The 11,361-nt window shown below is 45.1% G+C and carries 16 protein-coding genes and 2 pseudogenes; 9 read left to right on the plus strand and 9 right to left on the minus strand.

Annotation, left to right across the window (positions count from 1 at the left end):
• Positions 1 to 65 precede the first annotated feature (65 nt).
• Positions 66 to 1,124, minus strand: a complete 1,059-nt coding sequence (locus BC8716_RS22145; protein WP_094423402.1) for a tetraprenyl-beta-curcumene synthase family protein — start codon at positions 1,122 to 1,124, stop codon at positions 66 to 68.
• A gap of 102 nt (positions 1,125 to 1,226) precedes the next feature.
• On the minus strand, positions 1,227 to 1,634 hold the full coding sequence (locus BC8716_RS22150; RefSeq protein WP_094423403.1) for a helix-turn-helix domain-containing protein: 408 nt from the start codon (positions 1,632 to 1,634) through the stop codon (positions 1,227 to 1,229).
• 333 nt (positions 1,635 to 1,967) lie between these two features.
• Between BC8716_RS22150 and BC8716_RS22155 the strand changes: the two genes are divergently transcribed.
• Complete coding sequence (locus BC8716_RS22155) at positions 1,968 to 2,501, plus strand: GNAT family N-acetyltransferase (protein WP_094423404.1); 534 nt, start codon at positions 1,968 to 1,970, stop codon at positions 2,499 to 2,501.
• A gap of 61 nt (positions 2,502 to 2,562) precedes the next feature.
• Here BC8716_RS22155 and BC8716_RS22160 read toward each other — a convergent pair whose 3' ends face one another.
• The 7 genes and pseudogenes from BC8716_RS22160 to BC8716_RS23040 all read right to left on the minus strand — a co-directional run.
• Positions 2,563 to 2,778, minus strand: coding sequence for a hypothetical protein (locus BC8716_RS22160; RefSeq protein ID WP_094423405.1), 216 nt, complete (start codon positions 2,776 to 2,778; stop codon positions 2,563 to 2,565).
• 115 nt (positions 2,779 to 2,893) lie between these two features.
• The gene (locus tag BC8716_RS22165) at positions 2,894 to 3,703 is read right to left on the minus strand and encodes a carbohydrate ABC transporter permease (protein ID WP_367576741.1); all 810 of its coding nucleotides are present in this window, start codon (positions 3,701 to 3,703) and stop codon (positions 2,894 to 2,896) included.
• Positions 3,703 to 4,611 carry a carbohydrate ABC transporter permease gene (locus tag BC8716_RS22170; RefSeq protein ID WP_094429125.1) on the minus strand — a complete coding sequence of 303 codons (909 nt, stop codon included), beginning with the start codon at positions 4,609 to 4,611 and terminating at the stop codon, positions 3,703 to 3,705. The genes BC8716_RS22165 and BC8716_RS22170 overlap by 1 nt, the downstream gene beginning before the upstream one ends.
• Positions 4,612 to 4,651: 40 nt before the next feature.
• Positions 4,652 to 6,010 carry an ABC transporter substrate-binding protein gene (locus BC8716_RS22175; protein ID WP_094423407.1) on the minus strand — a complete coding sequence of 453 codons (1,359 nt, stop codon included), beginning with the start codon at positions 6,008 to 6,010 and terminating at the stop codon, positions 4,652 to 4,654.
• A gap of 25 nt (positions 6,011 to 6,035) precedes the next feature.
• A complete protein-coding gene (locus BC8716_RS23030) occupies positions 6,036 to 6,146 on the minus strand; it encodes a hypothetical protein (protein WP_367576743.1) in 111 nt (36 codons plus the stop codon).
• Positions 6,113 to 6,616: a glycoside hydrolase family 127 protein gene (locus tag BC8716_RS23035; protein ID WP_367576840.1), complete on the minus strand. Its 504-nt coding sequence runs from the start codon at positions 6,614 to 6,616 to the stop codon at positions 6,113 to 6,115. Before BC8716_RS23035 ends, BC8716_RS23030 begins: the two co-directional genes overlap by 34 nt.
• Before the next feature lie 147 nt (positions 6,617 to 6,763).
• A pseudogene (locus BC8716_RS23040) lies at positions 6,764 to 7,818 on the minus strand (glycoside hydrolase family 127 protein); the annotation flags it as partial.
• A 302-nt stretch (positions 7,819 to 8,120) separates the two neighbouring features.
• Here BC8716_RS23040 and BC8716_RS22185 point away from each other — a divergent pair.
• From BC8716_RS22185 to BC8716_RS22205, 8 genes and pseudogenes are all read left to right on the plus strand, one after another.
• Positions 8,121 to 8,516, plus strand: coding sequence for an AraC family ligand binding domain-containing protein (locus BC8716_RS22185; RefSeq protein ID WP_157730518.1), 396 nt, complete (start codon positions 8,121 to 8,123; stop codon positions 8,514 to 8,516).
• 5 nt (positions 8,517 to 8,521) lie between these two features.
• Positions 8,522 to 8,779: a hypothetical protein gene (locus BC8716_RS22440; RefSeq protein ID WP_157730519.1), complete on the plus strand. Its 258-nt coding sequence runs from the start codon at positions 8,522 to 8,524 to the stop codon at positions 8,777 to 8,779.
• Positions 8,780 to 8,792: 13 nt separating this feature from the next.
• The gene (locus BC8716_RS22190) at positions 8,793 to 9,041 is read left to right on the plus strand and encodes a hypothetical protein (RefSeq protein ID WP_094429123.1); all 249 of its coding nucleotides are present in this window, start codon (positions 8,793 to 8,795) and stop codon (positions 9,039 to 9,041) included.
• 238 nt (positions 9,042 to 9,279) lie between these two features.
• Positions 9,280 to 9,668 (plus strand): annotated as a pseudogene (locus BC8716_RS22910) (ATP-binding cassette domain-containing protein).
• 16 nt (positions 9,669 to 9,684) lie between these two features.
• Positions 9,685 to 9,789 (plus strand): hypothetical protein, encoded by a 105-nt coding sequence (locus BC8716_RS22615; RefSeq protein ID WP_257392307.1) that lies wholly within the window; start codon positions 9,685 to 9,687, stop codon positions 9,787 to 9,789.
• 180 nt (positions 9,790 to 9,969) lie between these two features.
• Positions 9,970 to 10,224, plus strand: a complete 255-nt coding sequence (locus BC8716_RS22935) for an ABC transporter permease (protein ID WP_302467469.1) — start codon at positions 9,970 to 9,972, stop codon at positions 10,222 to 10,224.
• A gap of 266 nt (positions 10,225 to 10,490) precedes the next feature.
• Complete coding sequence (locus BC8716_RS22920; RefSeq protein WP_257392271.1) at positions 10,491 to 10,661, plus strand: hypothetical protein; 171 nt, start codon at positions 10,491 to 10,493, stop codon at positions 10,659 to 10,661.
• A 4-nt stretch (positions 10,662 to 10,665) separates the two neighbouring features.
• Complete coding sequence (locus BC8716_RS22205) at positions 10,666 to 11,343, plus strand: lantibiotic immunity ABC transporter MutG family permease subunit (RefSeq protein ID WP_094429124.1); 678 nt, start codon at positions 10,666 to 10,668, stop codon at positions 11,341 to 11,343.
• Positions 11,344 to 11,361 lie beyond the last annotated feature (18 nt).

An 11,361-nucleotide genomic window follows, 5' to 3' on the forward strand; every position in this document is an offset into this window, starting at 1 on the left:
TGGCCGACAAGCGTTTTCTATCAGTCTGGGATTTTGTCGACTATATCGACCCTTTTGCGCCCTAGTTATGAAATTTTACGTTTAAAAATCCAACGGTTGTAATAAAACAAGCTTGCTGGAAAACCGCCTAGTTTGATTAATTGTTTTGCTTCTGCTTTCAAACGAGGATGGCTCATCACTTTTTTATCTGATAAATACAACGCGTACAGCCCTGTTTTCAACAGCAAATGGAATTTTTTATCGGGAAGCATTTGCAGCTTTTCTGTCGCCTTCTCATCAATGTATTTAAAACGCTCGAACATTTCTTTGCTGTCCCGATAATAAGCGACAAAATTCATTTCGTTTTCTTGGCGGTCTTCTTCTTGGTCAATAAAATAATCGAGCAGAATATGGACGCCTTGTACCCAAGGAAAATACGCCTCTTTTATTTGCTGGCCTTGAGCAGTCTGTACAGGGGCAGCAGCATAAGCGGCCATACAGTATAAGGCAAGGGTAGAGGCTGTTCCGCAAGCAAATTCATACCAACGCATCGTCGGGGCAAAATGTTTGTTGCGTTCATAAAAATCCTTTAATAACGGCTCACGTTTTTCTTCCTCGACATGCTTGTATACTTGAAAGTCAATGTAAAACTGGGATACTTCCTGCATATGCGTTTGCATGTCCGCAAATCCAGGAAAAGAAGCAGTCGCTTCCCGGCAAGCATCGACCAATTTCCGCAAATACCCGTTGTCTTCGAAGCGATCACGATACTGATAATAATCGCCATACGGTTTGTCAGGCGTCAAACAGTCTAAAAGTGCTTGATGGATGGAACGGAAATCATTTGGATCATGGGCATCATTTTTGTCACAAAGTGTATCAAGATAATCACAAATCGTTTGGTAGGCAACTAAAAATTGAATATGGTTGTCCTTATTTTCTCCTGCCAGCAATGCAAAAATGCTGCCGCCTTCACAATGAAACGTTTTATCATTGACCGTCCAAGCGGCTTGCTCCCGGATTTCGACATCCTCGATTTTTAATGCTTCTTGATGCCATTTCTGCAGCTCGGCATGCGCTTTTGGCACGGTTTCCTTAAAAGCTAGTTGTATAATTTTAAATGGGTTGGCAGGCACTGTGCCCATATGTATTCCTCCTTCAACAAGGCAAGAAAGTCCGCTGCTTTAACTTTACCATATCAAAGGAAGCAATTCCTCTCAGAAGCACTCACTCTCATTTATTCTCATTTAATTGTCACGATTAGAAAAGAAACGCTTTATTGAAATGAGCAGTTCGTCAAAAAAGACGAGGAAGACTAACCCTATTGATATCAAAATCCATGAAGTGCTCCCTTCAAATGCCAAACCGCCAACTAAAATCAGAATCATTCCTAAATAAAAGCCAATGTCTTCTTCGCTGTTCCACTTCCTAGTCGGAGTGGGTTCCGCTATTAGCTCGCTCTCCTTTAATAAATAATCAGTCGTAACGTCGAATAATTCACTTAGACGGACAATATTTTGAATGTCTGGCAAACCTTTGTCTGTCTCCCATTTCCACACGGCTTGCCTGGAAACGTTCAATTCTTTCGCCAATTGTTCTTGAGAAAATCCTTGTTCTTCACGGAGCTGTTTCAGTTTGCTTCCAAAAGAATGCATGTTTGCTCACCTCTCTCCCTATGATAGCAAATATAACATCATCGTGTACGCTACTTGCCGTTTACCAATGACAACGATCGGTTGAAAACCTGTTTACAGCCGTTTTACATAGCGGATTATGCATATATAAATCCGTGTTCAACAGTTGATCATAAAACATCGTTTTCGATTTTTTATCAGCTATTTTTCTACTTTCCAAACTTCCTATTGGGTTTGCTCGCTCCTTCTGACTGCGCTATACTGTAAAAGAACAAAAAGCGAGGTGAACGATGCCAGATAGCCTAAGTTGCCTTTTCTAAGACTATTTTTCAACTAAAGGAGCTGCTAGGCATAATGAACTCATTGAAAACAAACCGCCTCTACCTTCGGGAATTGGCAGACGAAGATGCCCCCGAGCTGTTCACCATTTGGTCAACGCCGGCGGTCACAAAATTTATGAATATCATTCCGTTAACGGATGTCACACAAGCAGAAGACATTATTAAGATGTTTGCACAGCTAAGCAAAGAAAAGAAAGGAAACCGATATTCGATTTTTCTCGCTGAAACAGGCGATCTGATTGGCACTTGCGGCTTTAACCAGCTTGATGCTGACAATGACAGAGGCGAAATTGGGTATGAATTAGGGGAACGTTATTGGGGCCATGGTTATATGAAGGAAGCGCTCATGAAATTGGTGGAAGTCGGCTTTGCTTCATTTGCATTAAATCGGATTGAAGCAAAAGTCGAACCAGAAAACAGCGCCTCGATTGGCTTGTTAGAGAAAATCGGTTTTCAAAATGAAGGGCTTTTGCGACAGTATGAAAAGGCAAAAGGCCGGTATATTGACCTTTATTTGTTTAGTTTATTAAAGGAAGAGTGGGCTTAACTAGTCCACTCTGAGACTGAGGCAAACAACGACATCGTTTGTCTACAGTCCGAGAGCGGGCTTAAGCCCGCTCTTTTCCTTTTAGCGTCTTCGTTGCCGAAGCGTTATTTTGTTTTCTCGCGCTTCGGTAATGATAACGGCCTCTAACGATGTTGAGTATACACAACCCGCCAAAAATGACAGCGAATGAGAGCGGATTTTCAAGCAGAAAGAATGAGCCAACGGCAACTGCCAGACAAACCGCTGCACTTAGAAAGTAAAGATGATGTCGAACCATTGTGATTCATCCCTTTGCGGACTTTTTTGTGAAACGCCCGTTTACGGACTTCGACATAGTTGCCAAGGCTCCTCTAATTCGTTGATCATTTTCCTTTTCTATCCTTTGATGCCAGTTAGCGTAACACCTTCAACAAAATATTTTGCCCAAGAAAGAAGACAAGAATCGCCGGCAACGTCATGACAGTCGCCGCAGCCATAATTAAATTCCAGTCCGATGTATACGTGCCTTGGAGCTGCAAAAGACCGAGTGCCAGTGTAAACAATGATTCGTCATTTAAGTAAATCAATGGGCCGAAAAAGTCATTCCACACATTCGTGAAAGTGAAAAAGGCAACAACTAGTAGCGCAGGCTTGACAAGGGGCAGGAGCACAAAAACAAAAATTTGCACATAATTGGCGCCATCGATTAATGCCGCTTCGTCTAATTCCCGGGGAATACTCATAAAAAATTGCCTCATTAAAAAGATGAAGAAGCCACCACCGCCAAAAAAGCTTGGAAACACAAGAGGCCAATACGTATTAATAGCGCCAAGCTCCGTCCAAAGCATAAAGGTTGGGATTAATGTGACGGCAGGTGGAAGCATCATCGTGGCAATAATGAGTGTAAACCAGATATTTTTCCCTGGAAATTGAAGGCGTGCAAAACCAAAACCGCACATGCAACTTGTCAACACTGTCCCGATTAGGACAGGAATCAGGATAAACAGTGTATTTTTCAAATACAAGCCGAATTCAACCACTTCAAAAATTTCAATAAAATTTCCCCATAGCCAATGATCCGGCAACATTTTCGGCGGAAATTGGAAAATTTCAGAAGAGGTCATGAGCGCACTTCGTACCATCCAGAAAAATGGCAGCAACGACAGAGCCGCTCCGAAAAGCAACAGGCAATAAGCGATGATTTTCCAGCCTCGGCTTCGCATTATTTGCCACCTCCGTAGAAAACCCAGCCTTTGCCCCATCTAAAAATCAACACCGTGAACAACGAGACAACAAGGAACAAAATCCACGCTAATGCGCTGGCATACCCCATATTACTGTGGACAAATGCTTCTCGATAAATTAAATACACATAAAACAAACTTGCGTTATTGGGCCCTCCCTCTGTCATAATATAGGCTTGGTTAAACGTTTGAAATGCGCCGATTAGTCCCATAATCAAATTGAAGAAAATGATTGGCGAAATAGTAGGGATTGTCACAAAGCGGAACTGGTGCCAAGCATTTCCGCCATCCAACTCGACTGCTTCCAATTGGTCTTTCGGGATTTCTTGCAAACCGGCTAGAAAAATGAGCGCAGCGCCGCCACAGCCCCATATGCTTAACAAAATCAGCGACGGGATAACCGATGCCTCGTCATAGATCCACATAGAGGCAGGGAGCCCAAAGAAGCGGAGAATGCCATTGAGCAGGCCAAATTCTGGATTAAACAACCACATCCATAAAATGTTTGCTGCCACTGCTGGCACAAGTACAGGCAAATAAAAGAGCGTCCGCCACAGCCCTTGCCCTTTTATCTTCATGTTCATAAGCAGAGCGATCAACAAGGCAGCGACGAGTGTGGCGGCAGTGCTGGCAAACGCAAAATACAACGTAACGACAAGTGCTTGCTTAAAATAAAGATCTTCTGTGAAAATGGTTATATAATTGTCGAACCCAATCCAATTGATTGTGTCCGCGATCACTTGGTAATCGGTAAAGCTCAAAACCAAGCTGGCAACAATCGGGCCAATTGTCCAAACGAGCAAGCCTAAAATCGCCGGCAGCGTAAACAGATAGCCAGCAAGATGCTCTTTTCTCGCAAACCGAGTCGTTTTTTTCCTAGCCCCCATCGACGGTTTCAGCGGTTCAATGTCCACATTTGCCCCCTCCCTACTCATATTTGTCGCCAAACTGGCGTTTCATCCTTGGCATAATGTCATCAAGTACGACTTCCTCTGCTGTTTTGTTGTTTAGCCATAGCTGGTCTAAGGCAGGTGAAATGATGTCGCCTGCTTTTTGCCGATCATCCCAAAAATAATTCGGGTTTTGGACAACGTAGTCTTTAGCCCAGTCGACCACTGCCTCTTCGTATTCAGGTGGATGAATCGGCGTGTCGATCCAACGCTCTATTTTTTCACGATCCTCGTACCAGGCTGTTTCGTTTGGCATCCACAGCCCTTCATGAATAAGCATTAGTACATTTTCTGGATCCATGATGTATGTTAAAAACGTATCGACTGCTTGCCTATGCTCGCCTTCCTTCCCTGTCTCAAAGGCGACAATCGGCGTCCCATAATTAGTCGTTGCCGGTTGTTCAAAATACGGCAGTACGCCGATGCCAAAGTCCAAGCCGTCCTTAACACTCGCCCGGCCAAGCTCCTGCATCGCCCATTGGCCGTCAACAGCCATAGCGACACGCTTTGTTAAAAGCGCCGTGTCTGTCGCTGGAACGGTTGATAAATCCGACGGCTTTGGCATCACATGATGCACATACATTAAGTCGGCAACGTGCTGCAGCACTTCTATTGATTCAGGTTGATCGATCAACAACTGTTTGCCTGTTTCATCAACAAAACCGCCGCCGTTGCTGAATAAGAAAGAGTCGATCCACCCCGTAAAATTGCTGACGCCGTATGTTTCAATCCGGTTCTCATCAAAGCCAGGCTCATTCGCCCTCCGTCCGTTCCGATCTACAGTAAGCATTTTGGCGACTTCGACAAATTCATCCCAGCTCCATGCCTCTTCTGCTTTTGTCGGCGGCAGTTCTACTCCCGCTTCTGCAAACAATTGTTTGTTGTAATAAATGTTTATCACTTCATTCGCGACGCTGCCCCCAGCAATCGGCCCATCATGAAACTGATATAGCGTATAATCGAGCTTTTCGTTTGCTTCGTCTCCTGTCAACAATGGCGTCAAATCGCGAAGCATGCCGTTTTCCACCCACGGGTACAAGCTGCCCTCTGGAAAATAGCCTACGTCGGGAAGTGTTTTCGATGCAGCCATCACATTCATTTTCTCCACATAGCTATTAATCGGGACAAGCTGTGCCCTCACTTGAATCCCTGGATGCTCGTTATTAAATGTGGCAATTAATGTTTCAACTGCTTCTCGCTCTAGCGGCCCACCCCAGTAGGTAAAACGCAGCTCTACTGGGTCATTGGTGCCGACAGAAGCAAACAGGCAGCCGGAACAACTAAAGGCGGCTAGAAGCGTGACAACATGACAGGCGTCCTTTAACAGACCTTTCATTGGCCTTTCCTCCTCCTTTCAAAAGCTATATATGGCGCAGCCAAACAGCCATCTCGCCTTCGCCGCGGTTTGCCCAGGCATAATAAGGGATGAACTGCAATGTCACTTCTTCTGTTTGCAACGCCTCTTTAGGCAATAGAGAGACTCGTTTGCATTGGCTGTGACTGTACGAACGCCTTTTCCCTTGAGCACGATCACGCCATTTAAGCGATCATTAGCAAAGGACGCGTCGATGTTTTCCTGGCAGCGGATTGCGACACTTTGCAAGTTGCTGCCGTTGTCTGCTTCTTCCGCACAAAACACGATAGGTCCCCGTTGCAGCGCAATTTTGCCAGCGTTGGCTCTTACCTGTGGATGGGCATGGATCACTTTCGTTTCCAGCGGAAACTCGATCGAAAGATGGTCGCCTTTTTGCCAAGTCCGCTCCACGTAAGCGTAGCCGTTGCGGACTTCCACATCGACAAAGTGGCCGTTGACAGTGAGTTGATAATCGCTTGCCCAGTTTGGAATACGGAAGGCAAGCGTAAATGGCCTGCTCGTGTCTGGGTTCACTTCCAGTCCCACCTCTCCCTGCCATGGAAAGGAAGACTTCATTTTCAGTGTCACTTCACCTGAACCGATTGTGAGCGTCGATTCGTTTCTGATGTAAAGGTGGATAAATCCAGTTTGATTTTTCGTTGTATAAATGTATTGGCCAATAGAAGCCAGCAGCCTCGCTATATTTGGCGGGCAGCATGCACAGCCGAACCACGGTTGGCGCTCTGTTTTGACATGCTTTAAATCGTGGCGGTGCTTGGCAGCTTGTGGCCACACTTCAAGGGGATTCACGTAGAAAAACTTCGTCCCATCAAGCTGGATGCCGCTGATGGTGCCATTATAGAGCGCCCGTTCCATGACATCGCCATAGCGGCTGTCTGCTTCAAGTTCCAGCATTTTTTTGGCCCAAAAAACTAGCCCGATCGAAGCGCATGTTTCTGTATAAGCCAAATCATTTGGCAAGTCATAAGCAAATGTAAATGCTTCGCCAAACTCTGCCGAGCCGATGCCGCCTGTAATATACATTTGCTGGTTGGTCACATTGTCCCAAAGCGTTCGGCACACTTTCGCCAACTGCTCATCATCTGTTTCATTCGCTAAATCCGCCATAGCGGTGTACATATAAACGGCGCGAACGGCGTGGCCCGTTGCTTCTTGTTGCTGCCGTACAGGTAGGTGTGATTGTGAATACTTGTATCGACCGCGGTACCAAAACGTTCCGTCCTCGCCTCGTTTTTTTGCTTCCTCGTCAAAAAAGTGGGGCTCCTTTCCCCGTTCTTCTATAAAAAATTGCGCCAACCGCAATAGCGTGGTTCTCCTTTAACGCGATACAATTTTAATAACGCAAGCTCGATTTCTTGATGGCCGTCATAGCCTCTAAATTTCCCAGGTTCAGGACCAAACACTTGGTCAATTAAATCGGCAAACTTGCACACCACATCCAAAAGCGCCTGTTTTCCTGTCGTTTCATAATAAGCAACTGCCGCCTCGATCAAATGCCCAGCTACATAAAGTTCGTGATTGTCGCGCAAATTGGTCCACCTTTTTGTCGGCGCTTTGATCGTATAATGCGTATTTAAGTAGCCATCCGGTTGTTGGGCACGGCTAATGAGCGCAATGAGTTCATCACAGCGTTGCTCCAGCTTAGGATCAGGCCTTTCGGCAAGTGCATAAGCGGCCGCTTCAATCCATTTAGCCACATCACTGTCTTGGAAAACAAAGCCATGAAATTCGCCCTCCGCTTCGCCAGCAGCGATTTTTAAGTTTTCAATCGCATGGCTCGGCGCCGCCCTTCTATATCATCATGCAATGCTGCCCATTGGTAAGGAATCACCTTTTCCTTTACTACGTCAATATAACGCCCCCAAAAATCATCGGGTTACGCGTATATGGCGATTGCGTTGTTCAAGCATTGTCATCCTCCTTTTGTTGTAAGCCCTTTCAAAAATGATCATACCAAGCCTTGTTTTTGCTGTCGGTAGAGGGAAATAAGAAAAGGTGGACTTTTCCGCCCTTCTTTCGTACGATGGAAAAAATACGGGGAGGCGGACTTATCCATGGAAAGCGACTATTAATGATTCATGCGCTAGAACCCGTTCGTTACGCATCGGCCGGCGAAGTCGAAACAATGAAGCCCTTTTTGCCATCCTACCCGCACGCTGGACGCTATGTATTGTTGATCGGCATTCGCGGCTCTTTGTTCATTGAGCAAGAAGGCCATTTATACGAAGTCGGTCCTGGCCATACGTTGCTTTTAAAAAAAGGCATTAAACATAGGGGGATCAAACCGTCTAAGCCTGGCTTGTCCTACTATTGGTTTCACTTTAATTTAGACAATCATCGTGCAACGTATCTAGACAAAAAACAAATGGACGAACAGATTATGCGCTTTCGCAAGAACGTACAGCCATATCCTTGCTTCATTCATTTTTATACCGACGTTTTCAAGCCACAGCAATCGAAAGGCTGAATATTTTGTTTAATCAACTAACAGACCTTGCCCAAGGAGGTTGCCGCACCCATTTAGGCGCCAGTTATATTATGACGTCATTGCTAATTGAATTATCAGAACAACTGATTGCCTCTTATGCTTCGCCTCTTACGAAACGAGCCTCCAACGCGATTTATCCCACATTATGGAATGGATTCGGGTATACGCGAACCAACCTCTTACCGTTAAGCGTGTCTCCGACCAGTTTAATTACAACCAGACTATTTAACGAGGCAGTTTAAACAGCATATTGGCATGTCTTTGCAAAAATACATTATACTTGTCAAAATGACAAAAGCAAAAGACATCTTATCGGGACGAGACGCCACGATTAAAGAAGTCGCTGCTGACGTTGGCATCCAAGACGAAAATATTTTATGCGCCTCTCAAAAAAACAGAAGGCATGACGCCGGATGCATTCCGCAAAGCGTTTTACGGAATCCATTTAACAAATTTAAAGGAGTAGGCATGAACGCGCCTTTTCCTTTTCTTCACGCCCAGTAACTCTTCTCACGGGCATGGCCGACTTCAAAAAACACTTCGCGCTTCCCAAATTTCCACTCGCCAAATGACGGCATTACGGAACCTACATTTCCCCATTTCTTGATTAATTATTGATAATTATCCGCTATCCTTATTCAGTTAACGATGACATGGAAAAGGAGAGGTCTTGTGAGCACAATGATGTTAGAGACGAAACAACTGAGGCAAACGCTTTGGCAAACAGGCTGCTGTAGCAGACGTGTCCATTACGCGTACCAAAAACAGCATCTATGGGTTGCTTGGCCCTAATGGTGCAGGAAAATCAACAACGCTAAAAATGTTAACGGGCATTTTACGCCCCAGTTCTGGGAGATTTTATTTGACGGCCGCAGTTGGAACCGGTCTATGTTAAAAGACATTGGTTCTCTGATTGAAGCCCCGCCCCTTTATGGCAATTTAACAGCATTTGAAAATGTGAAAGTACATGCCTTATTGCGCGGGCTTCCTACACAACGAATCGAGGAAGTCCTCCATACCGTCGATTTAACTTATACTGGCAAGAAAAAAGCTGGCCAATTTTCGATGGGAATGAAACAAAGGCTCGCATTGCCATTGCTCTTTGAATCAGCCGAAATTGCTCATCCTTGACGAGCCGACGAACGGATTGGACCCACTTGGCATCCAAGAATTAAGGGAGCTGATTACGTCTTTTCCGCAAAAGGGCATGACCGTCATTTTATCAAGCCACATTTGTCGGAAGTCCAATTAATGGCAGACCACATTGGCATCATAAGCGAAGGGCGCCTCGGCTACCAAGACAGCATCAAAGGCGAAGATGACTTAGAAAGGCTGTTTATGGAAGTTGTAAAAACAAACAGGAGGAAATAACAATGTTCATCTCATACATGAAAGCTGAAAACTTAAGCTAAAAAGAACATTTGCGCGAAAAATGATTGGCATCGTCCCACTCTTAACAGTTGCTTTTTCTTTTATTATGAACATGGAATACTTTGTGTATCTCACCTTCAATTGGTGGTCGATCATGTTTATGCCGATGATGATTGCTTTGTTTTGTGCTTTGGTTCACGTCCGGGAAAAGCAGGCATCCAACTACAACGGCATTTATTCAGCCCCTGTCGATTTGCGGCTCGTTTGGCTAGCGAAAGCAAGCGTTATTGCCCTTTATTCCTTGCTTCACAACTGATTTTTCTTGTGGTCATGTTTCTGATCGAAGCGGTTGTGTCCATTTTTCCAGTTGGTCCTTTCCTGTTATCGCTGCTTGTTTCTTACTGTGGGCGACAACATTATGGCAAATTCCGTTTTGTCTCATGCTTGCCAAAAAATTCGGCTTTGCGTTTTCCTTGATCATTAACCTTTTTGGCTGCCTAGTATTAGGCATTATCGCCGCCTCGAAAGCTTACTGGTGGGCATGCCCGTGGAGCTGGCCGATCCGAGCAATGAGCCCAACGATTGGCATCCACCAAATGGCTTGCCCTTGAAGAGGGCGACCCATTGCTTAGCATGACAGTCATCCCGATCGCTATCATACTTTCTTTATTGTTGTTCGCAGCATTGCTTATGATCTCTCAAAAGTCTTTCGCTTTTGCTGTTGTGCAGAAGTCGAAACAGGAGGTGGCATAAAGGCGTGCAACTGCTACGATGTTTATATGCCGACGTTCTTAAAACGAAACGCACTGCTTTTATGTGGCTCCATTTACTTGCTCCACTGCTGTATTCAGCGGTATGCCTGCTTTATTTCCACGCCCGGGAACTCGAGGGCGCTCATATCTATGAGTTGTTTATGACGCCATTAGCGATTGCCTTGCCTTTTGTCGTTGCCCTTGTGTGCGGTCTGACTGTTTCTCAAGAAGAACGAGCGGGGCACTTCCAAAATATTGTCGGCGCTCCATTACCGAAACTCATTCCGTATTTTAGCAAAATGACATTTCTTATTTTGCTAAACGGCGTTTCCATCTTTTTGGCGATCGGTTTATTGTCGCTAGGTTTCCTCTTATCAAATGCCGAACTACCACTTCTGCCTTTTTTAATTGGCGGAGCATGGCTAGTTGCCACAAGCGTTGTTCTTTATTTTTTCTATTTTTTTGTTAGTTGTTTGTTTGGAATCGGTGCGTCTGCTTTGTTTGGCGTCGCTGGCTTGCTAATGACAGCGCTTATGGGCACAGGGCTAGGCGATGCTTGGTGGCAATACAACCCTTGGGCTTGGGGATACGGTTATCCGGGTATGCGGGGATCGTCGAGTTTGAACAAATGGAACCCGCTTTCTTATCATTTCTTCAACAAGAAATGCGTATTGGGTTCATGATCGTCGCATCTGTTATAC

It is taken from the genome of Shouchella clausii (assembly GCF_002250115.1).
In the GTDB taxonomy this organism is placed as follows: Bacteria; Bacillota; Bacilli; order Bacillales; family Bacillaceae_D; genus Shouchella; species Shouchella clausii.

Coding starts and splice junctions, on each gene's coding strand:
- BC8716_RS22145 (WP_094423402.1), bottom strand. CDS start 1,124: ATGGGCACAGTGCCTGCCAACCCATTTAAAATTATACAACTAGCTTTT.
- BC8716_RS22150 (WP_094423403.1), bottom strand. CDS start 1,634: ATGCATTCTTTTGGAAGCAAACTGAAACAGCTCCGTGAAGAACAAGGA.
- BC8716_RS22155 (WP_094423404.1), top strand. CDS start 1,968: ATGAACTCATTGAAAACAAACCGCCTCTACCTTCGGGAATTGGCAGAC.
- BC8716_RS22160 (WP_094423405.1), bottom strand. CDS start 2,778: ATGGTTCGACATCATCTTTACTTTCTAAGTGCAGCGGTTTGTCTGGCA.
- BC8716_RS22165 (WP_367576741.1), bottom strand. CDS start 3,703: ATGCGAAGCCGAGGCTGGAAAATCATCGCTTATTGCCTGTTGCTTTTC.
- BC8716_RS22170 (WP_094429125.1), bottom strand. CDS start 4,611: ATGGGGGCTAGGAAAAAAACGACTCGGTTTGCGAGAAAAGAGCATCTT.
- BC8716_RS22175 (WP_094423407.1), bottom strand. CDS start 6,010: ATGAAAGGTCTGTTAAAGGACGCCTGTCATGTTGTCACGCTTCTAGCC.
- BC8716_RS22185 (WP_157730518.1), top strand. CDS start 8,121: ATGATTCATGCGCTAGAACCCGTTCGTTACGCATCGGCCGGCGAAGTC.
- BC8716_RS22190 (WP_094429123.1), top strand. CDS start 8,793: ATGTCTTTGCAAAAATACATTATACTTGTCAAAATGACAAAAGCAAAA.
- BC8716_RS22935 (WP_302467469.1), top strand. CDS start 9,970: ATGATTGGCATCGTCCCACTCTTAACAGTTGCTTTTTCTTTTATTATG.